Below are 25,743 nucleotides of genomic sequence, written 5' to 3' on the forward strand. Positions count from 1 at the left end.
GCTCCAACGCTGCCCGGACCGTCTCGACCTGGGTGTCGTCCAGCTTGGGCGGGCGTCCGGTGGCTGCCCGTCGCCGCAGGGCCGAAGCACCGCCTTGCTCCTACACCCGCCGCCAACGCCGCACACTCTCGGCACACACCCCCACCGCCCTCGCGATCTCCGCATTCGAGACACCGTCCTCGAACAACTCGACTGCCCGAACACGACGCGCCTCCGCCAACTGAGGCCGCGACAACGGAGGAAGGGAGGAGCTGGCAGCCGCAGAGGAAGGTCGATAAGCCACCCCGAGAGCCTCCCACCCACACCGCCACCACACCCACCGAACTTACGAAAAGATCAGTAGTACTCCCGTCAGAAATCGTTGCCTGAGCTGGTCGGCTTCGTTGTTCCGGGCATGGTGGGGACGGACGAAGCCGGCCTGTGGGCTGAGGAGTTGGAGTCGGCGTTCGCGCAGGTTGCGGGCCGGTTCTCAAGGGTGGATCTGCGGTGGCGAATGCGGGACTACGTGCGTGGACTGCTGGCACCGGTGGAGCGGAAAACGGCTGGCAGCTCGCTGAGTACGCAGGTCACCGCGGACCCGCCGGCTTCCAGCACCTGCTGAACGGTGCGTCCTGGGACGCTGACGAGGTCCGGGACGACCTCCAGCACTACGTTGCCGAGCGCCTCGGCGCCCCGGACGGGGTCCTGATCGTGGACGACACCGGCTTCCTCAAGAAGGGCACCGCGTCTGCCGGGGTGCAAAGGCAGTACTCCGGCACCGCCGGTCGCACCGAGAACTGCCAGATCGGAGTCTTCGCCGCCTACGCATCGGCCAAGGGCAGGGCACTGGTGGACCGGGAGCTGTATCTGCCGAAGTCATGGACCGCGGATGCGGACCGCTGCTGGGCTGCGAAGGTCCCCGGCAGCCGCGGGTTCGCGACCAAGGGCGAGGTGGCCCGCGCGATGATCCTGCGGCCCTGGCTTCCCCCTTCCGATCGCCTGGGTGACCGGTGACTGCGCCTACGGCCAGGAATGACGCATGCGCCGCACCCTGGAAGAGGCCAGGCTCGGCTACGTCCTGGCCGTGCCGAAGTCGCAGCAACTACACGCTCCCTTCGGCCGCATCGACCAGGCCATCGCCGATGCTCCCGAGGAGGCATGGGAACGCCACTCCTGCGGTGACGGCGCCAAGGGCCCGCGCCTCTATGACTGGGTTGCCGCCCGACTGCCAGTCATCGATGTCTTCGACGGCGACCGGCCCACCCATCAGCGATGGGTGCTGGCTCGCCGCAGCTTGGCCCGACCAGACGAGATCGCCTACTACCTCGCTTACGCGCCCAACGGCACGACGATTGCCGATCTGGTGCGAATCGCCGGCTCGCGCTGGGCGATCGAGGAAGCCTTCCAGGCCGCCAGAACGAATGCGGCCTCGACCAGTACGAAGTCCGCCGCTATCCCGGCTGGTATCGGCACATCACTCTGGCCATGCTCACTCACGCCTTCCTGGCCGTCGTCGCAGCCCAGACCACTCACTGATCCACGGCCACGGTATCGGAGCCGCCGGGGAGTTCCTCACCGCTCACGAAGGCGTGAACGCCATCGCCTTCACCGGCGAGTCCGCCACGGGCGCCGCCATCATGCGCAAGGCCGCCGACCACATCATCCCGGTCTCCTTCGAACTCGGCGGCAAGAACCCCGCCGTCGTCTTCGCCGACGCCGACCTCCAGGAAGCCGTCGAGGGGACCGTGCGCTCGGCGTTCACCCACTCCGGGTAGATCTGCCTGTGCACCGAACGCGTCTACGTCGAGCGCCCCGTCTTCGACGCGTTCGTCGCGGCGCTGGGCCAACGGGCCCGGGAACTGACCGATTACGGGCCGATGATCTCCGCCGCGCACCGGGACAAGGTCCTCTCCTACCACCGGCTGGCCGCCGACAAGGGCGCGAAGGTCGTCGCCGGTGGCGGGGTGCCGCACTTCGGCGACGGCCGGGACCAGGGCTTCTACGTCGAACCGACCGTACTCCCCGAGCTGCCGCAGGACTCCCGCACCGTGCAGGAGGAGATCTTCGGTCCGGTGTGCCACGTCGTACCGTTCGACGCAGAGGCGGAGGCGGTCCGGCTGGCCAACGACAGCCGGTACGGCCTCGCCGCGACGGTGTGGACCACTGACCTGTCCCGGGCCCACCGAGTCGCTCCGCGCATCGAGGCGGGGATCGTCTGGGTCAACTGCTGGAACCTTCGCGATCTGGGAACGCCGTTCGGCGGTATCAAGGACTCCGGCATCGGCCGGGAAGGCGGGGAGTACTCGCTCGACTTCTTCTCCGAGCCCGTCAACATCTGCGTCAAGGTCTGAGAGACCCAGTGGAAGCAGTTGAACCAGTGATGGCCCCCGCCACCCCCGCCACCAGCCAGGCAGTCGAGGCCGCAGCCCAGCGGTTGCTCGAAGCGCACTCCACCCGGCACGCCCTGCGCGCCCGTACGAGACCTGCTCGGCGACACCGACCAGGCGGCGGCCTATGCAGTCCAGGAGCGGCTGACCGCACACAGGCTCTCCGAAGGGCGCCGGCTCACCGGCCGCAAGATCGGCCTCACCAACACCGTCGTACAGAGCCAACTCGACGTGGCCACACCCGACTTCGGCATGCTCTTCAACGACATGGCCCACCCCGACGGTACGGACATCCCCATCGGCGCCGTCCTCCAGCCGCGAGTGTTCGCCCAGGTCCGGGAGGTGGACGGCTCGACGTCTCGCTACGTGCTGATCGTGCTCTTGGGGCTCGCGATGGCTGCCCAGAACGCGGCGGCCCGCCGCCTCGCGGTTCCGGACTTGAAGACCACGGTGCTCACCCAGTAGCGGCGCTGCCCGCGGGGCACGAGCTGGCCGGGCGGGAGAGTGTCGAACTGGCCGAGCTCGCGGATCTGCCACTGCGGCTCTCCCCGCGCTCCCGCAACCCCGCGCTCCACGACATGGTGATGCGCTTCTGCCGGACCGTCGGCTACGCGCCCGCCCTGGGGCCGGAGTTCACCAACGACCAGGACACCCTCGCCGCCATCGGCCACGGCAAACCGTCCTGGACGGTTTCTACGCATCGCATGCCAGCCAGCTCCCTGTCCCCGGCGTGGTGTTCCGTCCCCTGAGCGGGCCGGCGCCCGCCATGCGGACCTACCTGGCGGTCCGGGGCGGCCCGCCCCGGGCCGAGCTGCGCGCCCTGATTGAAGCCTGCTATGAGGCGGCCGAGAGGGGCCGGGCGTAGAACCTGGCCCGGGATGTTCAGCGTCGGCCATGACTCGAACGTGGCGCCACGATCTGCCCGAGGACCGTTGGGCCGTCTACCTCAGCGCTCAAGAAGTCGGCCACCGAGACCGGACCGAGGGCGCCGACGACTCGCGGGTCTTTACCGTCACGGGGTGGTCATCGAGCACATGTCCACCCTTGAGGAGGCGCCGTCATCGTCGGCCTGTCGGGGCACCCCTTCGTCGCGGGGGAGAACCGATCAATCAGGGGGGAGGGGAGCCCGATGAGGTGGAGCACCCCAGCCTCGGTGGGGGCGTGGGATGACAGCTCCCACGGCCCTGTCGACGGCGAGCGGCTGGGCCCCTGCGACCGATCTGCTTTCCGTTCGGTTCGAGCACGCTTTGGAGGCGTCGTCTGCGGGCACGTCGGACTGCGAAGACGTCTGCGCCATACGAGTCACACAGGCACACTCTCGCCCCACAGGTTTTGGCTTGATCAGTGGTTGAGAGGCCGGGGTGCTTGTAGTTGTGTAAGCGCACTCCGTTTTCATCCACGTGCGATGGGCTGCACCCAAGCCGTCTAACCATGGGCGTATTTGGAGTTCGTGTGGGAGGTCGCGCTGCAAATTCTCCATGTCATCGTTCGTGCCGTATCTGGTGCCCGCCGACGACGCCGGGTTCGTCTGCAATAACTAAGAACGGGGTCTGGGGTTCTCCGCCCCTGCCGCGGCGACAATTGCCTTCGGTTCTTCATGCACGGTTCCGTCGGTCTACAGCGGCGCACCTCAGTGACAGCAAAGGGAAGGAGCACCGGTGCAGTTCGGGATCATCAGCGAGATACAGCCGGGACCGGAGCCGTGGGAGCCAGGTGCAGAGGCAAGGCTGTATCGCGAGACCCTGGACCAGGTGGTGAGAGGAGAAGAGGTCGGATTCGACTACGCGTGGCTGGTCGAGCATCACTTTCTCACTGGGTACTCGTCGTCCTCCGCGCCGGAAGCGTTTCTCGGATGGCTGGCAGCTCACACGTCGAGGATTCGGCTCGGTCACGGCGTCGTGCAGGTCAACCCGCCCACCAACCACGTGCTTCGCATCGCTGAACGCGCAGCCGTCCTCGACATCATCAGCGAGGGCAGACTCGATGTCGGCATGGGCCGTGCGCTGACTCACATCGAACTCGAAGCCTTCGGGATGGACCCCGCATACACCCGCCGCGCGCAGGAGGAGGTGGTCGACATCCTCCACGGCATCTGGAGCGGAGATCGGTTCTCCTGGAAGGGCGAGCACTACACGCTGCCCGAGGTACGGGTCCATCCGCGGCCCGTGCAGTCCCCACACCCGCCGCTGTGGATGGCAGCCACCCAGCCGGGCAGCCTGCAGGTTGCGGCACGCAAGGGACTTGGGGTACTGGCGCTCGGTCTTGGCAGTCCGGACCTCTTGCGTCAGCCCATCGCTGACTACCGTGAGACGGTGGCCGGCGCCGCCCCTGCATCTGGGGCCGTCAACAACCAGGTCGCGGCAGCAATCCCCATGTTTTGTGCCGAGACCGACGAAGAAGCTTTGGAGACGTTCGGTCCGCACCTGGACACTTTCTTCGCCTACGTCGCCGATTACATCATCGGCCCGTGGCGGAATACGGAAAGTGAGTCCTACTCCTTCTACCGCAACCTCGCCTCCGACAGGCTCATCGACCTGCCAACCCTCACGCCTGACCAGGTCGCCGGTCTCAGTCCGGCTGCTGCTGCCGCGAAAGCGGGGGTGTTGAGCGGATTCTTCTGCGTGGGCAGCCCAGAGACCTGTGCGCAGTGCGTTGAAAGATGGCGGGACATCGGTGTCGACCAGCTGGTGCTCAATTGCCAATTGGGGACGTTGCCGCACGAGAGCATCCTTCGCTCGCTCGACCTCTTCGGCCAGGAGGTAATGCCCCGCTTCGAGGTGTGATCAACGAGCCTGCGCCGCCCTTACAGATCACGGCAGTGAGTAGCCCATCGTCCCGTCCTGGACCGGCTCGTAGGAAGGTCACTCCTTGACCGCGACCGCAGACCCGCTCATCGCTCCGTACGACCCGTCGACCATCCGTACCGCCGTCGACCGCTGCCTTGACACATTCCTCAGTACCAAGGCGCAGGAAGCGGCCAGCGACCACATGCCTCCGGACGTGGTGGAAATGCTGAGGGAGTTCCTGTTGTCGGGAGGCAAACGGTTGCGCCCACTGTTCTGCGTCTACGGCTGGCATGCGGCGGGAGGCCGCGGGGTGCCACCTCCTGTTGTGCAGACGGCAGCGGCGCTGGAGATGTTTCACGCCTTCGCCCTCATCCACGACGATGTCATGGACGAGTCGGACGTTCGCCGTGGCCGCCCAAGCCTTCACCGGGCTTTGGAGAGCAAGTTCGCCCTGCACAATGAGCGCCCCCAAGCCCGTTGGTTGGGTACCCATGTAGCGGTGCTGCTGGGCGACCTCGCCTTCGCCTGGTCGGGCGAACTGCTGCACAGTGCCGGGATCAGCAGTGAGCGCATAGAACGCGTTCTCCCCGTGGTGACCCGGATGCGCACGGAGATGATGTACGGCCAGTACCTGGACCTAGTGTCTTCCCGGACCGCGGCCCCCGACCCAGCGACCTCCCTGAAGGTCGTGCAGCTGAAAACCGCGAAGTACACCATCGAACGCCCCCTCCACCTGGGCGCGATCCTGGCCGGTGCTTCGGACGCGGTTCTGCGTACGCTCTCCGGCTACGCGATGCCCTTGGGAACAGCGTTCCAGCTTCGCGACGACCTTCTGGGGACCTTCGGCGACCCGGAACTGACGGGCAAGTCCGCCGACGACGACCTGAGAGAGGGGAAGGCCACCGTTCTGGTGGCCCTCGCCCTTGCCCGTGCCGATCCGCACGCATCCAGCTCGCTCCGCAGGATATTGGGTGACAGGTCCCTGACAGCCGCACAGGCCGACACGGCGCGCCAGATCATCGCAGGGTGCGGTGCACGCCAGGAGGTCGAGTCGCTGATACGCCGATATCACGCTGAAGCGATACGCGTTCTCGATAGGGGTACCAGTTTGCTCTCGCCCAATGGGTCCCAAGCCCTCCACGCTCTGGCCACGACCGCCCTGAAAAGGCATTCATGACGCCGGTTCCGTCAGCCGGCTCTACTCACCGCGCCCACGGCCCTGCATGGTCCCCTGCCCCACGTCGAGGAGCCGCACTTATGACGACTGCACCGGCGCGGCCGGAACTCTTCTGCCCTTTTCCGTCGACCATCCACCCCGACTCCGACGCAGCGAGCGTGACCACCGAGCGGTGGGCGGAGCGGCACGGCCTTCTTCAGGACGCCAGGGCGGCAAAGCACTGCGCGAAAGCGCGCTTCGGTCGCCTGGCGGGCAGGGCGAGCCCCCGCAGCGATCCGGACGGCCTGCAGTTCCTTACCGACTGGATGACGTGGGAGACCCTCCTGGACGACTTCTGCGAGAGGGCTCATCCGGGAGACTCCACCAGCCACGTGGTCACCACGCTCGCGCAACTTTCGGCCGAAAGCCGGAAGCCGCTGCGAACCGACCCGGACGCAGAACCCTTCGCCGCGGCCCTACGAGACCTGCTCGCCCGGCTCCGAGGGCGGGCCAACGCCCCAACAGTGGCCCGGGTGATCAACGAGCTGAGCAACTCCTTCATGGGCACACTGTGGGAACTGACCACCCGCTGCAGGGACAGTCCTCCGGGATTGCGCGAGTTCCGTAACTTTCGCTGGCTTGCCGCGCCCAACGGTCTCTCCTGCTCCCTGACCGCGGTCGCCGACGAGCTGTTCGTGGCTGAGGAGGAGTACTACCGACCGGACGTTGTCGCGGTGACGAACTCCGCCATCACCGAAATCGGTCTGGTCAACGACATTTACTCCTTTGCGAGCGAGGTGGGAAACGGGGAGCACAACCTGCCGACGGCCTTGATGAGGGAGTGCGGCCATCCCCCCGAGGCCGCTATCGCGATGGCGGTCCAGGAACACGATGAAGAAGTGCGTTTCTTCCTTACCACCGAGGCGCAAGCCGCCGAGTCGGCGTCACCGGCCCTCAGGGCATACCTGACGATGCTCCGCACCGGGATGCGCGGCCACCTGGACTGGATGCTGGAGACAGCCAGATACGGGCGTACTGCAGCGGGCCCTCAGCAAGGCCAGGAGACCGATTCACCGCACCAGCGAGACAGCAGGGAGGAGCAGGGATGACCCGCGACAACGTGGCCGTCATCGGAGGAGGCGTCTCCGGACTGACGGCAGCGCACATCCTCCAACGTCGACACGACGTAACCGTCTTCGAAGCCGCCCCCCGACTCGGCGGCCACGCCGACACACAGCTCATCTCTGCCGAGGCGGCTCTGGACACAGCGTTCGTCATTTTCAGCGAGCGCTTCTACCCGAACTTCGCGCGACTCCTCAAAGAACTGGGCGTGACGTCCCAGCCGGCCGACCTGGTCGTCGACATTGTCTGCGACGACTGCGGCTTCGCGCACATCGGCGCGGACCTGTTCGGCACACCGCTGCTGCCGCAACGGCCGAACGGAGTCAGCCGTGAGGAATGGGACAACGTCAGCACGGACTGTGCCCGCTTCGGGCCGGCACTCTCCGATGCGATGAGCGCAGCCGGGTCGGGACCGACCGTCCGACAGGTGCTGGACCAACACGGCTTCTCCCGCTTCTTCGCCACCCACTACCTCTATCCCATGATCGGGTCGTTGTACCTGCAACCCTCCCGGCGGATCGACGAGATGCCACTGAAGTTCCTCGGCGACACACTGAGCCGGTACGGCCTCATGGGCGCTGACGCCCTGGCCACCTGGCGGACGGTCACCGGCGCCAGTCACACCTACGTACGCGTCCTCGCTGGACGCCTGTTCCGGGTCCGTACCAGCACCCATGTGCACGAGGTCCGCCGCTCCGGCGCAGGAGTCAGCGTCAAGGAATCGTCGGGCGCCGTGCACGACTTCGACAAGGTGGTGATCGCCACCCACGCCCCTGAGACTCTTCGCATACTGGCCGACCCGCCACCTGATGTCCGCGAAGTGCTGCACAGTATCCGTTACGCGCCCTTCGAGACTGCCCTGCACACCGACCAGAGCGTCCTGAACGGCACCGGGGAGGCCAGCAACACCGTCCTGCACGTCACCTGCGCGGCGAACGGGGCTGACTTCCGCTCGACTTACCGTGCCGGGTTGGTCCACAAGCTGGGTGAGCCCGAACATCAGTATCTCTGCAGCCAGAACATGACTGCACAGCTGGCACCCGAGAAGGTGCTCCGCGTCCTCTCCTACGAACACCCGGTCGTGACCCCCGAGAGTTTCGCCCTCCAACAACGAATACTCGAACTGTCCGACGACGTCATTGCCTTCGCGGGCGCCTACGCAGGCAACGGCTTTCACGAAGCGGGATGCGCGTCAGGCGTACATGCGGCCAAAGCCCTGGGTGTGACGTGGGAATGAGCCCAGGCCCCCGCCCACGGAGCGAGAGGCACCTCGACGCCGCTCTGCCGACCAGGCCGGCGGAGGACGGCAGCTCAGAGGACACGATCGACCGCCGAGCTTACCCCTCGGTGCCGGCGCCGCGGGGTGAGTGCCCATTCGACCCACCGCTCCTCTATGAACGCGCCCGCCGCGAGACGCCGGTGACACGAGTCAACCTCTGGGACGGTTCCTCATGCTGGCTGATTACCCGCATGAGGGACGTCCGGTCCGTCCTGCGCGACCCACGGTTCAGCGCCGACGCCTCCCGCCCCGGCTTCCCCTGCCTCACCGTCGGCCGTACCACAAACACCACCCACCGCCGAACCTTCATGCAGATGGACCCCCCGCAGCACACGGCCCAACGTCGTCTGCTGACCGCCGACTTCATGGCAGAGAGGATCGAATGCCTGCGCGGCCCCATACAGCAGCACACCGACGAGCTGCTGGACCGCATGACTCACGGCAAGCAGGGAGCCGACCTGGTCACGGAGTTCGCACTGCCCCTGCCGTCACTGATCATCTGCCTCCTCCTGGGCGTTCCCTACGACGACCACGAGTTCTTCCAGAAACGTAGCGCAACGATGCTGCGCTACGGAGCGTCGACCTCCGCTATGGCCACGGCCCGCAATGAGCTGATCAGCTACCTCGAACAGCTGACCGCAGCCAAAGCCGGCACCCCCGACGACAGCATCATCAGCCAGCTGATGACACGCGGAGTCAGTGCCGAGCAGATCGCCTCGATGACCCGATTGCTCATCATCGCCGGCCACGAGACAACCGCCAACATGACGGCGCTCTCCGTGCTCGCGCTGCTACGGCACCCCGCACAGCTCTCTGCCTTCCGCACTGCAGCTGATTCAGGGGAGACCAGCGCGGTGCGACCAGCCGTCGAGGAACTCCTGCGCTACCTCACCATCGTGCAGAGTGGGCTGCCCCGCCTAGCCGTTGAAGACGTCACCGTGGCGGACACCCGAATTCGGGCCGGCGAAGGTGTGCTGTGCATGCTCAGCGCCGCCAACAGGGACGAGCACGTCTTCCCCGACGGACACGTGCTGGACATCGGACGCGACCGGCCTCGCCACGTCGCCTTCGGCTTCGGAGTGCATCAGTGCCTCGGTCAGTCCCTCGCCCGAGTGGAACTCGAAATCGCCCTGGCCACTGTCATTTGCCGCCTGCCCCACCTGCGGCTAGCTGTGCCGTTCGAGAGCATCCGCTTCCACACAGACAAGCTCGTCCACGGCGTCCAGGAACTCCCTGTGACGTGGAGCGCCCTCACCTGACGCCCAGTCGTCCGGAGGCAACTGCCCATGCGTGTCTTAGCCGACCAGGCTCAGTGCTGCGGATCCGGGCAGTGTGTGCTGGCCGCCCCCGATGTGTTCCGCCAGAGCCATGGGGACGGCCTCGTCCGCCTCATCACCCACAATCCGCCCCTGCACCACCACTCCGGTGTCCGGGAGGCAGCGCTCACCTGCCCCTCGGGCGCGATCACCGTGGACGAAGGATGAGGAAGTGACCACGCGCGATGCCGCACAACTCGACCATTCCTGAAGCGCCGGGAGCCTGGCCCTGGCTCGGACACGCCGTCCGCCTTGTCCGCTCGCCGCTGCCCTTCCTGCGGAACCTGCCCACGTACGGGGACATCGTCCAGATACGCCTGGGCACCCAACGTGTCCTCGTCGTCTGCGACCCTGACCTGGTCAGCAGGCTCCTCGTCCACGACCGCACCTTCGACAAGGGAGGGCCCGTCACCGACCGCATCCGCGAAATCGTCGCAGACGGCATCGGAAGCTGCCCGAGCGGCCCACATCGCCGCCAAAGACGCCTGATGCAGCCGGCATTCCAGCGCTCACGGCTGCCTGAGTACGGACAACTCATGTCCAAGCAGATCAACCAGGTGGTCGGGCGGTGGGGAGACGGCGAGATTTTGAACCTGCGCCATCAGATGGACGAGATGGCCGCAGCAGTGCTGCTCTCCACTCTTTACCGCACCGGCATCGACGAGGGGCGCCGAGCTCGGATACGCGCTGACCTCCAGGCCATCTTCACCGGCATCTACTGGCGGATGATGATGCCTACGGCTCTCACGCGAGCCCCCACCCCGGGCAACCGACGCTACCAGTTGGCCCGAAATAGGCTCCGGCGCCTGCTGAACCAGCTCATCGAAGAACGCATGAGCAGCAGCACTCCGGGCGACGACCTCATCGGACGACTCGTGGCCGCCCGCGACACCGAGGGGGACGGACAGGGGCTGTCCTTACAGGAACTCGTCGACCAGTCCTTGTCCATCTACGCGGCGGGCGTGGAGACCATGGCCACGACCCTCTCGTGGGCCTGTCACCTGCTCAGCCGCAACCCGGACATGCAGGAAAGGCTGTATGACGAGGCCGCTGCAGCGCTCGCCGATCGTACCTTCACCTGGACTGACCTGCCGGATCTGCCCTACTGCAGACAGACTCTCATGGAGACCCTTCGGCTTTACCCGGCCGGCTGGCTGTTCAGCCGTATTGCCACCCAGGACACCACGCTCGGCACCCACCCCATCCGCGAAGGAACCGTCCTCGCCTACAGTCCGTACCTTCTCGGACACCGGGATTCGCTCTATCCTGACCCTGAACGCTTCGACCCTGGGCGATGGAACGAACGCCTCCCTGCCGGCGTCCCACGACACGGCTTCGTAGCCTTTGGCGGCGGCGCTCGCAAGTGTCTCGGCGACGAGTTCGCCATGATCGAGGGCACACTGGCTCTGGCCGCGATCAGCACCCGCTGGCGACTTCACCCGCAGCCCGGCACTGGCTCCCGTCCCCGAGTCCGCTCCACGCTCCAGCCACGGGCTCTGCGCATCAGGGTGACCGCCCGAGACGGCCTAGAGATTCTTCCTCGCGCATGAACGTACAGCCTGGCGGGTTTCATTGGACTCCAAGCGGCTACAGCCTCTCAAGGTGCTCCCCGCCCAGCCAAGTACTGGTCTCTCGTCGCGCAGATCGCTGTTCATGGCAAGGTCGAGTCGGAACTGCGGCATCCGCCGACCGGGCCAGCCCTTCGTCGGGTGGCGGCATCGGTCCTGGGGGCGAGGTGTCGTCAAAGGGCGGCTTGTGTGGCTGGCTGAACTGCCGAGTTCTGGGTGTTTCTGGGGGAGTTGTTCGCGCAGTCGCTGTGCGTCGTTCTGCTTGCTTGGCTTGTTCTCTCTCACTGTTTTCGGTGTAGGCCGCTTCGAGCATTTGGGTCCGCTGCTGCTCCGTCTGCGCTTGCTGGGTGGTCTCCTGCTGCGCCAGGTGGGTTGCGAGGCTCTTGGCTGCGGTTGAGGCGTTCTGGTCTTGTGTGCGGCAGGGGTGCAGAGTCCGTCTGTGGGTGGTGTGCCGTGCCGGGCTGGCGGCATTCCGGTATAGCATTCCCACCAAATCGGCCCCGGCCGCCGGCTGTCCGTGCTGGGCCCAGTCGTCGCGTGGGCCGGTGGTGTCGAGATCGTGGAGGCGATCCTTCGTCCATGCCCACTGCCCGCCTCGAATACGAGGCTGGCTGGAAGCGGGCTGGCGCCCAGTCTGAGCAACTACGGGTCCCGACCATGCCCGTCAGCGCTTTCGTCTCCAACGTCCCTGGCCGGGGTGGGAGGGTGCGGTCGCCGACGCCTGCGCTCGGCGAATCCGCTGCGTCGCGTCCGGTGCCCTGTGCCAGGCCCGGCGGCTTCATCGGACCGCGCTGCTGGGATGATGCGCGCGCGGATGCTGTCAGGCGGCAGCGCGCTCGGGAACGGGGGCGGTATGAAGGAGTCGCGCGCCGTGGTGCGGCGGGGGCTGACGTTCGGTGTGCGGGCGGGGGCGATCCCGGCAGGCGCCTGTGCCGTGCTGTGGGGGATGATTGAGGCGGTGCGGCTGGCGAATGGTCCGGGCGGCAGCACCCTCGAGGACCCGGCCCTGGCGGGGTTGGCCGTGCTGGGATCCCTGGCTGCGGGCGTCCTGGTCGGCGCGGTAACGGGCCTGATGCTGGCCTGGGCCCCCCTGTCGTGGATCTCCTCCGGACCGCTACGGACGCTGATCTGTTTCGTACTCGGCGGGACGCTGTCCTTCACCGAGGTGGCCGTAATGGCGGTCTCAAGCAAGGGTGGATACGGGCCGATTGCCCTGGCGCTGCTCGCCATGCCGGTGGTCGGCGCCGTCACCGCGGCACGCAGCCGAGAGATCGCAGCCGCCCGACTCGCGGCCGCAGCCAGACGCCTGGATCACTGAAATCCGCCCGCCATCCGCCGAGCGACCACCGCCCGGCGGCCATGACGGTCATGTGCTCCCCTTCATACCCCGGGTTCTCATGGAGTTCGACGACGCACGGGCTGTGAAGCGATGCGAGGCGCTCTGTCGAGCCGTGCCAGGCGGTCTACTACGCGAGATGGCCAGCCCCTGCCCGATGAGACGCTTCTTGGAGTCGGTCACGGCGCTCGTACAGCGCTCGCACAAGCCGGGCACGTTCTTGGACGTAGCGAACCGTGCCCTTCGACGGCACGGACAGTCGGCGTTCCGCCTCGGCGAGTGCTCGCCTGCCGTTGCTCCTGGGCAGGCAGGCGAGATATCGACGGACATCGGATGCGACGGCGTGGCCGGTCAGCTGCAGTGCGATCTGCTCGTAGTCGCATGGTTCCAGCGCGGTGTCCGGCTCGGTCCACGTCCGCACGGCCGCGACGAGGGCTTCGTAGGGTTCGCGGTCGCGCGGGAGCTCCGCTTCGATCCTGCCGTCGGGGTCATACAGGACGGTGCGCGTGCTGGGCGGCGGAGCCTCACTGAAGCGCTCCAGGCCGTGGGCGGCGCGGGCCATCAGGACGGGCGAGGGGACGCCGTATTCGGGTCGCCGTAAGAACATCAGCTGCTGCCTCTCCTAGCCATGCCGTCAGTGCTACGACGCTAAGGAGGGCGGCGGGACAGCCTCAACGAAATTGCGGATTGTTGCGCAGGTTCACCCCAGTGCGTCGATCGCGGCTCGAATGAGAGCGCGGGCGGCGTCGCCGTGCACGGCCATGGTCGACAGGCCAGTGAATGCCCGGGTGTAGTCGGCGATCTCGCGGGGCTGGCGGACGGTGATGCCGGCGGTCAGGGTCTCGACCACCGTGTTGTGGTCGTCGTAGAGGCAGAACGCCTCCAGCGGCCAGACAGTCCGTGAGGCGGTCAGGGGGATGATGCCCAGAGAGACCGACCGCAGCGGCATCACAGTGAGTAGGTGCTGCAGTTGGCCGGCCATCGTCTGGACATCGCCGATGCAGGCGCGCAGGACCCATTCCTCGATCAGGACGACGAAGCGGTGGCCGCCTTCGTAGAGGAACCGGCTGCGGGCCAGACGGGCGGCGACGGCTTCGGGGATGTCGTCAGGGGTGCCCTGGAAGTCGGTGATGGTGCGCATCAGGGCCTCGGCGTAGCCGGCGGTCTGGAAGAAGCCGGGGATCACGTTGGAGACGTAGGCCCGGCACGTCCTGGCGGTGGCGTTGCGAGTGAAGACTCCCTGCAGGGCGCGGCGCATCCCGTCGCGGTGCAGGCGCCGCCACTCGATGTACATCGATTCCACAGTGCGGGCCGTGGCGATGAGGTCGTCGACCTGGTCGTCGGCTCCGCACGCGGTGCACGAGGCTCGGAGGTCGGCGTCGGAGGGTGCGGCTCTGCCGCGCAGGATGCGGGAGGCCTTGGCGGGGTGCCAGCCGCAGCGGGCGGACAGCTCACGCCCGGTGAGCTGGGCGTCCCGGACCAGGTGGCCCAGGCGCACGGCGAGGGCTTGGCGATCGGCCTGGGCGCTGGAGGACGGGGAGGGGGGCATGAACTGACGTCGCCGGTCAGACGGTGTACTTCTCGTGCGGGATGGCGCGCTCCCACACTGTCTCGAACGCCGCCGCGCACAGGGCCGGCCTTGGGGACCACCGGAACAGCCATTAGCGCTAAGCGCTTGATCTTGGTCGTCTAGCACACATGATCGGCTCGTCGGGGGCGTTCGGCGGAAGATCCGCGTTCGCTCGCCGCGGCTGGTTACGTCCGCGATATGCCCGTGGAGTTTTTGACTGATGAGCAGGCCACCGCGTTCGGATCGTTCGTGGATGAACCGACGAGACCTGAGCTGGAACGGTTCTTCTTCCTCGACGACGAGGACCGGAAGTTGATCGCGAAGCGGCGTGGTGACCACAATCGCCTCGGTTTCGCGCTCCAGATGTGCACGGTGAGGTACATCGGGCTGTTCCTGGAGGACCCCTTGGCCGTGCCGTGGCCGGTGGTGGAGCACCTGGCCACGCAGTTGGAGATCGAGGATGCCTCTCAGATCAAGCGGTACACCGAGCGGCAGATGACGGCGTACGAGCACGCGTGGGAGATACGTGAGGCGTACGGCTACCACCCGTACGAGGACCACGCTCAGGGCCGGAAGTTCCGGTCGTTCCTGCACGGGCGGGCATGGACGGCGCACGCCGAGGGCCCGAAGGCCCTGTTCGATCATTCGGTGGGCTGGCTGCGCCGCAACCGGGTGCTGCTGCCGGGGGTGAGTGTGCTGGCCCGGGAGGTTGCCGAGGTCCGCAGGATCGCGGAGGAACGGCTGCACGCCAGCGTCGCCAAGGAGGTCCGGCGGGCGGACGCGGCGCTGCCTGGGGACCTGGTGACCACGCTGAAGACGCCGGAGGGCAGGCGGTATTCGGAGCTGGAGCGGATGCGCCGGCCGCCGACGCGGACCACGGGCACGGCGATGAAGAGCGCGTTGCAGCGGGTCGAGGACATCGCCTCTTTCCAGCTGGGGCGGGTGAAGCTGGACAGGATCCCGCCGAACCGGCTGTCCGCGCTGGCCCGGTACGGGCTGGGCACCAAGGCGGCGAAGCTGGAGCGGACCCCGGAGCCCAAGCGCACGGCGATGCTCACCGCGGTGATGCGCCATCTGGAGGCCAAGGCGATCGACGACGCCCTGGACCTGTTCGAGATCCTGATGGCCACCCGGTTGATCAGCGCCGCGAAGCGGTCCACGGACAAGGAGCGCCTGTCGACGCTGCCGCAGCTGGAGAAGGCCTCGCGGCTGGTGGCGAGAGCGGCGGCGGTGTTCATCGGGGAGCTGGAGCTCATCGAGCAGATTGGCTGCGATGTGGACGTGGCCGCGCTGTGGGCAGCGCTGGAGGAGGTCGCGCCGCGGGCCGCGCTGTCCAGCGCGGCGACCGTGGTGGTGAGCCTGGTGCCGCAGGACGACAACACGGCCGAGGCGGCGCTGCGGGGCGCGCTGGCGCTGCGCTACAACACCGTAAGGCCGTTCCTGTCCTTGCTGGGTGAGTCGAAGGCGCTGGACGCCGCGCCCGCCGGCAGGCGGATTCTCACCGTGGTGCAGCGGCTCCCGGCGCTGGCCCGGAGGAAGGTGGGCGAGAAGTCTTTGCTGCCGCGTGAGGTCGACGAGAAGCTGGTGCCGGCGCACTGGCGCAAGGCGGTGTACGCGAACGCGGACCTGCCGCAGGCGGCGGTGGACCGCGACGCGTACGTGGTGTGCGTGCTGGAACAGCTCTTCGGAGCCCTCAGACGCCGCGACATCTTCGCCTCCCCCTCGCACCGCTGGTCCGACCCGCGCGCCCGCCTGCTGGCGGGCAAGGGGTGGGAGGCGGTGCGCGAGGACGTCCTGGCGGGCCTGAGCCTGGACGAGGACGCGGAGCGGCACCTTCGGGAACTGGTCGACGTGCTGGACGCGACGTGGAAGCAGATGGCTGAGCGGCTTCAGGAGGCCGGCCCGGACGCGAAGATCAGCATCGAGGTGCAGCCCAACGGGCGGGCGAAGCTGAACGTGGAGAAGCTCCACGCGCTCGGTGAGCCGAAGTCGCTGAGGTGGCTGCGCGAGCGCGTCGAGAAGATGCTCCCGAAGATCGATCTGCCGGACCTTTTGTTCGAGGTGCACGGCTGGACGGGGTTCCTGGACGCCTTCGTGCACCTGGGCGACGGCAGGACCCGCATGAAGGACCTGACGACGTCAATGGTCGCGCTGCTGGTCTCGGAGGCGTGCAACATCGGTATGACGCCGGTCATCAACCCGGGCTACGAGGCACTGACCCGGTCCCGGCTGGTCCATGTCGACCAGTACTACCTGCGGGCCGGCACCATCGCCGCGGCGAACGCCGCCCTGATCGAGGCCCAGGCCCGGGTGCCGATCGTGCAGTTCTGGGGCAAGGGCCTGCTGGCCTCCGTCGACGGCCTGCGCTTCGTCGTGCCCACGCGGACCATCAACGCCGCGCCCTCACCGAAGTACTTCGCGAAGAAGAAGGGCATCACCTGGCTGAACGCGATCAATGACCAGGTGATCGGCATCGGGCAGATGGTGGTGCCCGGCACCCCGCGCGACTCCCTGTTCATCCTCGACGCGCTGCTGAACCTGGACGGCGGGGTGAAGCCCGAGATGGTGGCCACCGACAACGCGAGCTACAGCGACATGGTGTTCGGCATCTTCAAGATGCTCGGCTACCGCTTCTCCCCGCGCTTCAAGGACCTTGCCGACCAGCGGTTCTGGAAGGCGGCGATGCCCGGCGCCGAGGCGGCGGGCGGGTACGGGCCGCTGGAGGCCATCGCCCGCAACAAGGTGAACGTGAAGAAGGTGATCACGCACTGGCCGGACATGCTGCGGGTGGCCGGCTCCCTGGTCACCAACCAGGTCAGGGCGTACGACCTGCTGCGGATGTTCGGCCGAGAGGGCCACCCGACCCCGCTGGGGCAGGCGTTCGCCGAGTACGGGCGGATCGCCAAGACCCTGCACCTGCTCGCCGTCGTCGACCCCATGGACGACACCTACCGGCGCCAGATGCACAAGCAGCTCACCGTCCAGGAGTCCCGCCACAAGCTGGCCCGCGAGATCTGCCACGGCAAGAAGGGCACCATCCACCAGGCGTACCGGGACGGGATGGAGGATCAGCTGGGCTCGCTGGGTCTCGTGCTCAACGCCGTGGTGCTCTGGACCACGAGGTACATCGACGCCGCCGTCGCCCAGCTCCGCGCCGAGGGGCACGAGATCCCGGGCGAGGACGTGGCCCGGCTGTCCCCGCTCAAGCACAGGAATCTGAACGTCCTGGGCCGCTACAGCTTCACCGCCTCCCAGCCGGTCGAGGGCCTGCGCCCGCTGCGCGACCCGGAAGCCCTCGACCTCGATGATGACGACGACGGCCAGGACGAGTGAGCCCAGTAGGCGGGGCGGCTTCGGCACCATGAGAGACATGGACGACGTCGAACTCACCGAGGACGAGATCAACGACCTGCTCAGCGGTGATGACCAGGGGCGCGGGTGGGACGAGGAAGACGGCTACGAGTGGGTGAGCTGATCATCGCACCGACAGTGCCCCGTCCAGTTCGTCGGCACTGATCGCGTCCTCGTCGAGGGCCGGGGCCTCGACGCGACGACGCCCCGCCCTCCCGACGGCCAGGGGGAGCGGGGCGTTTGTGAACTACCGGGGAGAGGAACCGCTAGCGGGGCTTCTTCTGTTGCATCACAAGCGCCGCGGTCTCTGCGGCGAAGTCGGTGGGGGTTGGCGTCCGTGCAGCCAACGCGCTCTCGTTGATGGCCATCAGGTTGCTGGCCTTGCTGGTGAGGTCTCGCGCGCCCCCGCCGCTGTTCAGTTCGGATCGGGCGGCCGAGATTGCGTCAACGGCGGAATCGAAGTGCCAGTCTTCGGGACCGGCTGCGTGTGCCGGGCCGGCGGGAATGAGAGCAGCGGCGGCGAGAGCGGCAGCGGCAACGACGCGCTTGGGGGTGTTCATGCCCCCCCAACGGTCTTCAACTCGCTGGGGTAACGCCCCGTTCTCCGCGGATCACGCTGGCCGTCCCCGCATATGCAGTGCGCCTACGTCGACAGGGACTCTCTTCGGGTGTCTCAGCACGAGGGTGCGGGTGCCCGGCGTGTCCGGTAGGCCCGCTGCGTTCTGGAATAGCCGGGTTTCGGCCAAAGCGAACCGTACGATACCTGGGGTCCTCCCGATCTCAGTACGTTTACGTTACGTAGCCGACCGACTGCGCGTGGCCCGGATCACCGGATCAAAGGGGCTCGGGATGACGAGCATTGAGCCGTCCCAACGAGGCGCAAGCGCACGTTCACCTGAGATTCAGGGACAGGATTTCAGAGACGACTGAGCGAGCTCTGCGCGGCCTGGTGGTGCGCCGTGCAGAGCTCTTCTGAGCTTTTCCGTCTCCTCTTTGGACGGGGGTCAGCTTGCGGTCGGCTCGTTGCCCGGTGTGGTGTCCGCGGCGGCCGGTTCGGTGGTGTCGGTGTCGCCGGGGGTGGTGCTCTTGGTGCCGCCGCCGCGGTGGACGCACATCAGTTGGTCTTCGGTGCCGTACGGGTCGCGGTAGACGATCAGGGCCGGTCCGGCGCCGCTGGCGTGTCCGGGGAACTTGGTGTCCCCGGTCCAGCTGGTGCCGTTGAAGGTGGTGTACCACAGGCTCTGGTCGTTGTTGCCGCGGTGGACGGCGTACAGCTTGTTCTTGAAGACGGCCAGGGCCGGTCCGGCGGCGGTCGCCACGTTGGGAATGCGGGTGTCCCCGCTCCAGTTGCTGCCGTCGAAGGTGGTGTACCACATGCTGGCGTCGCCATTGCCCTTGTGGACGCAGTAGAGCCTTGTCCGGTTGTTGACCGTGTAGACGGCCAGAGCCGGGTTGGAGGAGGTCGCCACGTTGGGAATGCGGGTGTCCCCGCTCCAGCTGTTCCCGTCGAAGCGGGTCCACCACATGCCGGCGTCGCCGTTGCCCTTGTGGACGCAGTACAGGTAGCCGCCGTAGACGGCCAGGGCCGGCCCGGTGTCGGTGCCGTGGTGGGGCAGTTCTGTATCCCGGGTCCAGGTGCCGGTGGCGGTCCGCGAGGTCCACCACAGCCTTTTGTTGCTGCCGTTGCCCTTGTGGACGACATACAGCTTGCCTTCGTACACCGCTGCCGCCGGTCCGGCGTCGCTGGCGTGTCCGGGGAAGGAGGTGTCGGGGCTCCAGCCGGCGCTGGGGGTGTAGTTCGGGGGCGGGGCTGGGACGTAGTGGGTCTCCCACAGGCTCTTGTCGGAGCCGCCGCCGCGGTGGATCGCCCACAGCTTGCCGCCCAGGGCGGCCAGGGCAGGGTTGTCCTGGCTGGTGTGGCCGGTGAACCGCTGGTCGTCGCTCCAGCCCTTGCCCTCCTGGAAGACTGTCCACCACAGGCTGGTGTCGTTGTCGGGGGCCTTGCTGATCGGGATGAGCATGCCCGGGGCGAACCACGGGGAGACCAGGCGGCAGCCGTATCCGGCGGACACGGCCTTGATCAGCGCGGCCTTGATCTTGCAGTACGCCTCAACGATCTTGTTGAACGGCGATGGCAGGATGTTGCCCGCCACGTCACCGATCAGGTCGCTGATGTCCGCGGCCGTGTTCGCGGCCTGGGCATTCAGGTGCAGCGCGAAGCCCCACCAGTGCGTGGAGGTCGTCACCTCCGCGCCACGCGCGGCCAGTTCCTTACGAGCGAGCTCGGCGCGGTCTATGTCCTGCACAGTCGGGACAGCGTGGTCATAACCCAGCCGGTGTTCGGGGGCCGCTGCCGAGACTGCTTCATCAGTGGACATATGACTCCTACGTGGATAGCGCAGCGCAAAGACGCCTCAGCGTCCCCACGGCAGCCCCCAGAACGGAGGTCCGCACCCTCACCCCATCACTCCACACCCACCACGGTAAGTAGCTATCTGGCCACCATGGGTAGTCTCGTGCTGGACAGTGGAGTGCCGGGTTCTGAGTTCCCCCGGCATGCGGGAAGAGTGACGTAGGGCCGGGCACTACCGCGGACTGCTGCCGTGAGGGAAGGTCCAGCGACGGCTCTCATGGCGCAGTCAGCGAGGGATGCTCATCGAGCCTGATCCACTGGCAGCCCCGCATTTTCCAGCGTTTCGATGAACCGGGTATCGAAGGCGACCTTCCGCCGCACCGCGACTCCCGGCTGGTCCGTTGCCGCGGTCCCGGGGTCGAAGAGCACCAGGGCGTAGGCGCGGGCGAGCTCTCCCAAGGCCTGGGATGCCTGGCCTGCATACTTGTCCGCGACGTGCTGGGCTTCCTGGCCGATGGCCCGCAGCAACGCGTCTCGGGCATCGGCGACGGCCGGCGGCTGCACCTGGACCACCAACGGGAGCTGCTGAATCGCTTCGTCGGTGATGGCCGTGGCGGCCGCTTCCTCGTTGCTAGTCACGATGTACCCCTTGAACTGGCTGCATCCGGTCCGACCGACGATCGCCGGACGGCGCCCGCCAAGAGAAACGGATCATCCGCAAGGAGAGAAAGAGCGAAATCCGGCCTTCAGGCTGAAACCCGCCGAGACCTCCACGCTTCTCGCTGTGGTGCCCCGGGCCAACTCACGGCCGTCGTGAGGTACTTCCGGTGTCACCTGGCTCGACCCAGTTTCATCTGCCTCGAAAAGTCGCAACATGGCCGCCAACCATGACGCTCAGATCCGCCAACTCAAACACTCGCTCGCCAGGTGAAGCGCGCAGTCACAACGAGATGCCCGCACCGGGGTGGGCGTCACGCACGGTCATTCGCAGAAATGGTCATCTGTGAGAGTTCTGAGAACGGTCCCCGGGTGATCACGTTTCCGCAGGTCGCCGTTCGCAGAAGTCCCCTCGAAACCTGCATGTTGTGCGAGGCACTTCTGAGAGGCTGCCTCCATGGATTTGACGCCCGATCAGGCCGCAGTCGCGGTAGAACGTCACGACTGTCCGAACTGTGACGCGCCCGCGGGCAGCGTCTGCCGCACCCGGGGCGGGAAGACCGCCGCGAAGTACCACACCCCGCGCTTTGTCCTCGTCCCCGCGCTCCGCGAGGAACTTCAGATCCCCGTCCCCGCCGACCGGCACCCCGGCCGCGCGTGGAAGCAGCAGCCGCCGCTCGCGATCGTGCCCGCGCCCCGCACCGAACGACCGGTACGGATCGGATACGCGAGGACATCGACAGCCCGCCAGGAACTGGCGAGCCAGCTCGAAGCCCTGCACCGGGCGGAGTGCCACAAGGTCTTCAAGGAGCAGATCAGCACCCGGGTGAAGGTGCGGCCCGAGCTGGCGAAGGCGCTCGCCCTAGCCCACCAGTTCAAGGAGGCCGCCCCCCAGACACCCGTCATCCTCACGGTGCACGAACTCAAGCGCCTCGCCAGGAACGCGGCCGAGCTGATGACCCTGTCCGCCGAGCTCCAGGCCGGCGACATCCAGCTCGAACTCCTCACCGGCCCCCTCGCCGGGATCTACGACCCGGGCGGTATGGGCGCGATGTTCTTCGCTGTGCTCGCCGTCGCCGGACAGATCGAGCGCAACTACATCCGGGAGAAGACCCTGGAGGGCCAGGTCCTCGCAGCGTCCAAGGGCAACCACTGCGGACGCCCGAAGGTCATCGACGACGACATGCTCACCTTCGCCGTCGTACTGAAGGACAAGGGCGTCCCCGTCCCCGAGATCGCGAAGAAGCTGACCATCAAGGTCGGCAAGAACGCGGGCAAGTCTCCCTCGGTCGCCTCGCTGTACCGGGCCCTCGCGGAAGCCGAGGCCGCCGCGGTGGACGACGACCTGCCGATGTTGCCCAAGCCCGTCCGCATCCGCCGGCCCGGAGAGCCGCTCACCGCCGAGGAGATCGAGCTACGCGAACGGCTCCAGGCCCAGCCCCACCCGAACGCCGAGATGCGGTAAGAGCTGCCCTGCCCAGGGATCAAGATCGGCCTCGGGGGACATCGGTACAGCGGTTGGCGTTGAGAACGATCATGGTCCGATCGGCTGGGCGTGCTGACGCGGTTCTCGGTTCGGGGGTGCGTCCGGTGTCGGGTGGCTTCCGACATCCGGATTCCGTCCTTCGGAGCGATGCGGACATGAGAAAGGGCCCGCCATGTGGCGGGCCCTTCAGAGTCTGTGCGGTTTTGGCCTGTCAGCCTTCGTCGGCCGCCCTGCGGTGGTCGACCACAGTGTCTGGCCCAGGGGACATGATGGTCTCGTGGCCGTTTTCGGCGCGCACGCGGTAAGGCGGTGTTCCGTCCGGCCCGAGAACCTCGACGATCTCCACGACCTGATCCTGCTTGCCGATGACTCGGCCATGCATTACCAGGCGGTCCCCTTTAGAGGCGTGCGTCGTTGCCTTCCTCTCTGCTGCGTCCTAGCGCAGTGACCCTGCTGATCAGCCAGCGTCACACCCTTTGCGGCAGACAGTACCCAACCGGTCACCAACGGTGCCTGTTCAATGCTCGCGTCGTCGAGGGGTCGCGCCCGCATGGGGCGTCGCAGCGCGATCAGATCGCGGTCGACGTCATTCAGGAAGAAGAACCGCTCCAGCTCCTCGGGACGGGTCGGCTCCTCGGCGAACTTCCCTTACGCCGCATCCTGCTCATCAGTCAGAAACTCAACCGGCACGAGGCGGACCGTAACCAGCCCCGACCCCGGCCCGGCGATCTTTCCGCGAACCCCATCGGAGTCCTCAGCCGGTGTGCTAGCGGACCATGATCGTTCTCAGCGCCAACGGCTGTACCGATGTTCCCCGAGGCCGAAGATCAAGTGCTTAGCGCTGACGGCTGTTCCGTTGGTCCCCAAGGCCGAGGGCGGCCGCAGCTGAATCGTCGGTGCGGTCCTTGCCGGCCCAGTCGCCAACTCCGGCCGGGTAGCGGTTTTATCGTGGTTCGGCGCCTCGGGGAGCAATGGAACAGTGGTTGGCGTTAAGCATTGACCGACGTCATGGACGCCGTTGACGGCGGGCGTTCCCGCCGGTTACCCGTGCTTGTCCGGTTCGGCGTCGGCGAGGCGCGGTATCCGCCGAGGTCTCGGGCTGGGCGAGGACGTCGCCGCGGTGTACGACTCGGACCGGCCCCGGGGCCATCATCGGATGCTGATCCGCCGGCGTAGCGAGGTCGTGTCGGACATTCAGCAAGACCGCCGTCGTCGTCATCACCGCGAAGTCCGCCGGGCGCAGGGTCTTCGGCCTCGCCACCGCAGGCGCCTGTCTCGCTTGACCTCTTGCGCGTCAGTCCGGCAGCCAGTGCAGCTCGTGCGCCAGGGTTTTGGCGACGGCACGGATGCGGCGGTGTAGTGGCGACTGCTCGCGTGGGAGGACCAGGTGGATCGTCAGGCTGGGTGCGCCCCGCAGCGGTCGCCAGGTGAGACCGGCCGGTGATGCCGTGGCCGCGGTTTCTCCGGCCGGGGCGAGGGTGACCCCGTCGCGCAGGTCGCGCTGAGACATGTCGAAAGAGACTGCGCGCGTGTGGAATCGGGGGTGTGGTCGGGTGTCTCGGAACAGTGCGGACAGCTGATCGTGGATCACGGGGTTGGCTGCACGGTCCGGGAGTCGCAGCGGATACGCGGCCGCGTCGGCGATCTCGATCTCCGGGTGTTCGGCCAGCGGATGGTGCTGCGCCAGCTGGACCCCGATGCGCGCACGCCGCAGCAGGAACCGTCGCACGCCACGGCCCGGTTGTTCACCGCGGGTGATACCGGCATCGATGCGGCCGTCGGCGACCGCGGGGGAGATCTCCGGTGTCGCCATCGGGACCGCGCCGACCTTTAGTCCGCTGTTGCCGCGAATCAGCCTGTCCACCAGGGCCGGTGCCGTCTCGGCCCCGGCGCTGAGGCTGTATCCGATGCGCAGCGTGCCCAGTTCACCGGCCGCCGCGCTCCGGGCGGTGTCCCATGCCCGGTCCAGGGCCGCCAGCGCGGGCGGGGCGGACTCCGCCAAAGCCGCACCGGCCGTGGTCAATACGACGCTACGCGTGTTGCGGACCAGTAGGGCCGTGCCGAGTTCCGCCTCCAATCGGCGCATCCGGGCGCTGAGTGCGGGCTGTGCGATACCGATCCGTGCGGCTGCGCGGGTGAAGTTCAACTCCTGCGCCAGCACCAGGAAGTACCGCAGGCTCACCGTATCCGGTGCCATGTGCTCTCCCTGCCGATTGATAACGATCCGTTCTGAGCCTATCCCGTACCGGTCTTTCCCTCGACCGCACATCAAGCCCTAACCTGCGCATATGACGATTCACTGACCGCAGTACCCGTCGCCGGGATCGATCGATCTGAGTGTCAATTCGAAGTCGGACGTGTCCGGCCGAACACAGGAGGTTTCCATGTCTAAGGGCTACTGGGTCAGTGTCTACCCCGCCATTTCCGACCCTGAGAGGCTGACTGCCTACGGCAAGCTGGCCCGTCCGGCCGTCCAGGCTGGGGGCGGGCGGACCCTGTCCCGTGGCGGTCGAGTCGTCGCCCACGAGGCCGGAATCACGCAACGCGTCGTTCTGATCGAGTTCGACAGCTTTGAACAGGCCGTCGCGGCATACGAGAGCGAGGCATACCAGAAGGCGCTGGTGGCCCTCCCCGACGGCGTCGAGCGCGACTTCCGCATCATCGAAGGCATCGACTGACTGGGGGGCCCAGCCATCGCTGAGCATCCGTCACCTGATACGCACACGGTGCTGAACGACGACTCACGAGACGAGTTCGAAGCCATGCCCCGCGTCCCAGTTCGTCCTCGACGTCCTCGACGGCCTGATCCCAGGGGTTGAGATAGTAGGCCCGCATGTTGAGGAGTCGCATACTCCTCTGGGATGGCGGAAGTCTTGTCACCGTGTGTGGTCGCCAGGGCGTATCGGCTCCAGGTGCCGCCGGCTTCGGCGACCAGGCGGGTGATCGTTTTGCCGTGGTATCCGAGGGCCTTGGCGATGGCGGGGGCTGGGGCTTGGAGGACGAGGTGTCGGATAGCGGAGGTGCGGGCGCGTTGATTGGGGATGCCGAGGTCGCGAGGGCGTCGCGCAGGGTGGAGGTGTTCACCGGCTGGCCCGGGCGGCGGCCTGGGAAGAGCCAGTGGGTGGAGAGGTTCACCGCTGGTGTGTGGGCCGGGAGTGAACGGAGGTAGTACCGAACGAGATCGGCGACGGGTTCAATCATGGCCGGCCCGTCCCGCGGGTTGGACCCGCCGAGCATTCGATACGCACGGCGATGCACTTCGTCCTTTTTCGCTAAATGCCCTTCGCGGCATCGCCTCGTCCCACCAGAGGAGCGCACTCCGGAGCGAACCCGGCGCATGATCGGGCGCGCTGGAGAGTTCTGCGGCTCTGACACGGGCGGATCATACGAACCATCC

At 67.2% G+C, this 25,743-nt stretch carries 20 protein-coding genes and 3 pseudogenes; 15 read left to right on the top strand and 8 right to left on the bottom strand.

All coding sequences use genetic code 11. The features are described from left to right. Positions 1 to 100: 100 nt before the first annotated feature. Complete coding sequence (locus ACGFZW_RS37510) at positions 101 to 316, bottom strand: helix-turn-helix domain-containing protein (protein WP_393897823.1); 216 nt, start codon at positions 314 to 316, stop codon at positions 101 to 103. 78 nt (positions 317 to 394) lie between these two features. On the opposite strand from ACGFZW_RS37510, the pseudogene ACGFZW_RS37515 reads away from it, so the two are divergent. From ACGFZW_RS37515 to ACGFZW_RS37570, 12 genes and pseudogenes are all read left to right on the top strand, one after another. Then, a pseudogene (locus ACGFZW_RS37515) lies at positions 395 to 1,515 on the top strand (IS701 family transposase). Beyond that, positions 1,401 to 2,330, top strand: a pseudogene (locus tag ACGFZW_RS37520) (aldehyde dehydrogenase family protein). The pseudogenes ACGFZW_RS37515 and ACGFZW_RS37520 overlap by 115 nt, the downstream one beginning before the upstream one ends. Before the next feature lie 267 nt (positions 2,331 to 2,597). Next, the gene (locus tag ACGFZW_RS37525; RefSeq protein ID WP_393897824.1) at positions 2,598 to 2,831 is read left to right on the top strand and encodes a hypothetical protein; all 234 of its coding nucleotides are present in this window, start codon (positions 2,598 to 2,600) and stop codon (positions 2,829 to 2,831) included. A 113-nt stretch (positions 2,832 to 2,944) separates the two neighbouring features. Then, positions 2,945 to 3,115, top strand: coding sequence for a hypothetical protein (locus ACGFZW_RS37530; RefSeq protein ID WP_393897825.1), 171 nt, complete (start codon positions 2,945 to 2,947; stop codon positions 3,113 to 3,115). A 909-nt stretch (positions 3,116 to 4,024) separates the two neighbouring features. Then, positions 4,025 to 5,149, top strand: coding sequence for an LLM class flavin-dependent oxidoreductase (locus ACGFZW_RS37535; protein WP_393897826.1), 1,125 nt, complete (start codon positions 4,025 to 4,027; stop codon positions 5,147 to 5,149). 85 nt (positions 5,150 to 5,234) lie between these two features. After that, positions 5,235 to 6,329 (top strand): polyprenyl synthetase family protein, encoded by a 1,095-nt coding sequence (locus tag ACGFZW_RS37540; RefSeq protein ID WP_393897827.1) that lies wholly within the window; start codon positions 5,235 to 5,237, stop codon positions 6,327 to 6,329. Between the two features lie 158 nt (positions 6,330 to 6,487). After that, the gene (locus ACGFZW_RS37545) at positions 6,488 to 7,417 is read left to right on the top strand and encodes a hypothetical protein (protein WP_393897828.1); all 930 of its coding nucleotides are present in this window, start codon (positions 6,488 to 6,490) and stop codon (positions 7,415 to 7,417) included. Next, positions 7,414 to 8,667 (top strand): NAD(P)/FAD-dependent oxidoreductase, encoded by a 1,254-nt coding sequence (locus ACGFZW_RS37550; protein ID WP_393897829.1) that lies wholly within the window; start codon positions 7,414 to 7,416, stop codon positions 8,665 to 8,667. Before ACGFZW_RS37545 ends, ACGFZW_RS37550 begins: the two co-directional genes overlap by 4 nt. A 233-nt stretch (positions 8,668 to 8,900) precedes the next feature. Further along, positions 8,901 to 9,968, top strand: coding sequence for a cytochrome P450 (locus ACGFZW_RS37555; protein ID WP_393897830.1), 1,068 nt, complete (start codon positions 8,901 to 8,903; stop codon positions 9,966 to 9,968). 27 nt (positions 9,969 to 9,995) lie between these two features. After that, positions 9,996 to 10,193: a ferredoxin gene (locus tag ACGFZW_RS37560; protein WP_393897831.1), complete on the top strand. Its 198-nt coding sequence runs from the start codon at positions 9,996 to 9,998 to the stop codon at positions 10,191 to 10,193. Between the two features lie 17 nt (positions 10,194 to 10,210). Continuing rightward, entirely contained in the window at positions 10,211 to 11,575 is a 1,365-nt protein-coding gene (locus ACGFZW_RS37565) for a cytochrome P450 (protein ID WP_393897832.1), read from the top strand. A gap of 871 nt (positions 11,576 to 12,446) precedes the next feature. Further along, positions 12,447 to 12,911, top strand: coding sequence for a hypothetical protein (locus ACGFZW_RS37570; RefSeq protein ID WP_393897833.1), 465 nt, complete (start codon positions 12,447 to 12,449; stop codon positions 12,909 to 12,911). 148 nt (positions 12,912 to 13,059) lie between these two features. Here ACGFZW_RS37570 and ACGFZW_RS37575 read toward each other — a convergent pair whose 3' ends face one another. Both ACGFZW_RS37575 and ACGFZW_RS37580 read right to left on the bottom strand, forming a co-directional pair. After that, positions 13,060 to 13,491, bottom strand: a complete 432-nt coding sequence (locus tag ACGFZW_RS37575; protein WP_393897855.1) for a restriction endonuclease — start codon at positions 13,489 to 13,491, stop codon at positions 13,060 to 13,062. A gap of 138 nt (positions 13,492 to 13,629) precedes the next feature. After that, positions 13,630 to 14,478, bottom strand: coding sequence for a helix-turn-helix domain-containing protein (locus ACGFZW_RS37580; RefSeq protein WP_393897834.1), 849 nt, complete (start codon positions 14,476 to 14,478; stop codon positions 13,630 to 13,632). A gap of 219 nt (positions 14,479 to 14,697) precedes the next feature. On the opposite strand from ACGFZW_RS37580, the gene ACGFZW_RS37585 reads away from it, so the two are divergent. Beyond that, a complete protein-coding gene (locus tag ACGFZW_RS37585; RefSeq protein ID WP_393897835.1) occupies positions 14,698 to 17,832 on the top strand; it encodes a Tn3 family transposase in 3,135 nt (1,044 codons plus the stop codon). Between the two features lie 284 nt (positions 17,833 to 18,116). Here the strand turns inward: ACGFZW_RS37585 and ACGFZW_RS37590 are convergent, their stop codons facing one another. From ACGFZW_RS37590 to ACGFZW_RS37600, 3 genes are all read right to left on the bottom strand, one after another. Continuing rightward, on the bottom strand, positions 18,117 to 18,410 hold the full coding sequence (locus ACGFZW_RS37590; RefSeq protein WP_393897836.1) for a hypothetical protein: 294 nt from the start codon (positions 18,408 to 18,410) through the stop codon (positions 18,117 to 18,119). 444 nt (positions 18,411 to 18,854) lie between these two features. Next, positions 18,855 to 20,228, bottom strand: a complete 1,374-nt coding sequence (locus ACGFZW_RS37595) for a hypothetical protein (RefSeq protein ID WP_393897837.1) — start codon at positions 20,226 to 20,228, stop codon at positions 18,855 to 18,857. A gap of 275 nt (positions 20,229 to 20,503) precedes the next feature. After that, the gene (locus ACGFZW_RS37600) at positions 20,504 to 20,842 is read right to left on the bottom strand and encodes a hypothetical protein (protein ID WP_393897838.1); all 339 of its coding nucleotides are present in this window, start codon (positions 20,840 to 20,842) and stop codon (positions 20,504 to 20,506) included. A 475-nt stretch (positions 20,843 to 21,317) separates the two neighbouring features. Here ACGFZW_RS37600 and ACGFZW_RS37605 point away from each other — a divergent pair, with 475 nt between their 5' ends. Then, entirely contained in the window at positions 21,318 to 22,325 is a 1,008-nt protein-coding gene (locus ACGFZW_RS37605) for a recombinase family protein (RefSeq protein ID WP_393897839.1), read from the top strand. A 232-nt stretch (positions 22,326 to 22,557) separates the two neighbouring features. Here ACGFZW_RS37605 and ACGFZW_RS37610 read toward each other — a convergent pair. After that, positions 22,558 to 22,755: pseudogene (locus ACGFZW_RS37610) on the bottom strand (DUF1918 domain-containing protein); the annotation flags it as partial. An 885-nt stretch (positions 22,756 to 23,640) separates the two neighbouring features. Beyond that, entirely contained in the window at positions 23,641 to 24,543 is a 903-nt protein-coding gene (locus tag ACGFZW_RS37615) for a LysR substrate-binding domain-containing protein (protein ID WP_393897840.1), read from the bottom strand. A 187-nt stretch (positions 24,544 to 24,730) separates the two neighbouring features. Here ACGFZW_RS37615 and ACGFZW_RS37620 point away from each other — a divergent pair, with 187 nt between their 5' ends. After that, positions 24,731 to 25,024 (top strand): DUF1330 domain-containing protein, encoded by a 294-nt coding sequence (locus ACGFZW_RS37620; RefSeq protein ID WP_393897841.1) that lies wholly within the window; start codon positions 24,731 to 24,733, stop codon positions 25,022 to 25,024. Positions 25,025 to 25,743: the final 719 nt, after the last annotated feature.

It is taken from the genome of Streptomyces sp. NPDC048248 (genome assembly GCF_043201875.1).
GTDB lineage: Bacteria > Actinomycetota > Actinomycetes > Streptomycetales > Streptomycetaceae > Streptomyces.

Excerpts from the sequence above, each read along its gene's own strand:
- ACGFZW_RS37530 (WP_393897825.1), top strand. The coding sequence starts at position 2,945 with ATGGTGATGCGCTTCTGCCGGACCGTCGGCTACGCGCCCGCCCTGGGG.
- ACGFZW_RS37555 (WP_393897830.1), top strand. The coding sequence starts at position 8,901 with ATGAGGGACGTCCGGTCCGTCCTGCGCGACCCACGGTTCAGCGCCGAC.
- ACGFZW_RS37585 (WP_393897835.1), top strand. The coding sequence starts at position 14,698 with ATGCCCGTGGAGTTTTTGACTGATGAGCAGGCCACCGCGTTCGGATCG.
- ACGFZW_RS37565 (WP_393897832.1), top strand. The coding sequence starts at position 10,211 with ATGCCGCACAACTCGACCATTCCTGAAGCGCCGGGAGCCTGGCCCTGG.
- ACGFZW_RS37550 (WP_393897829.1), top strand. The coding sequence starts at position 7,414 with ATGACCCGCGACAACGTGGCCGTCATCGGAGGAGGCGTCTCCGGACTG.
- ACGFZW_RS37595 (WP_393897837.1), bottom strand. The coding sequence starts at position 20,228 with ATGTCCACTGATGAAGCAGTCTCGGCAGCGGCCCCCGAACACCGGCTG.
- ACGFZW_RS37590 (WP_393897836.1), bottom strand. The coding sequence starts at position 18,410 with ATGAACACCCCCAAGCGCGTCGTTGCCGCTGCCGCTCTCGCCGCCGCT.
- ACGFZW_RS37580 (WP_393897834.1), bottom strand. The coding sequence starts at position 14,478 with ATGCCCCCCTCCCCGTCCTCCAGCGCCCAGGCCGATCGCCAAGCCCTC.
- ACGFZW_RS37605 (WP_393897839.1), top strand. The coding sequence starts at position 21,318 with ATGGATTTGACGCCCGATCAGGCCGCAGTCGCGGTAGAACGTCACGAC.
- ACGFZW_RS37575 (WP_393897855.1), bottom strand. The coding sequence starts at position 13,491 with ATGGCCCGCGCCGCCCACGGCCTGGAGCGCTTCAGTGAGGCTCCGCCG.
- ACGFZW_RS37560 (WP_393897831.1), top strand. The coding sequence starts at position 9,996 with ATGCGTGTCTTAGCCGACCAGGCTCAGTGCTGCGGATCCGGGCAGTGT.
- ACGFZW_RS37620 (WP_393897841.1), top strand. The coding sequence starts at position 24,731 with ATGTCTAAGGGCTACTGGGTCAGTGTCTACCCCGCCATTTCCGACCCT.
- ACGFZW_RS37570 (WP_393897833.1), top strand. The coding sequence starts at position 12,447 with ATGAAGGAGTCGCGCGCCGTGGTGCGGCGGGGGCTGACGTTCGGTGTG.
- ACGFZW_RS37615 (WP_393897840.1), bottom strand. The coding sequence starts at position 24,543 with ATGGCACCGGATACGGTGAGCCTGCGGTACTTCCTGGTGCTGGCGCAG.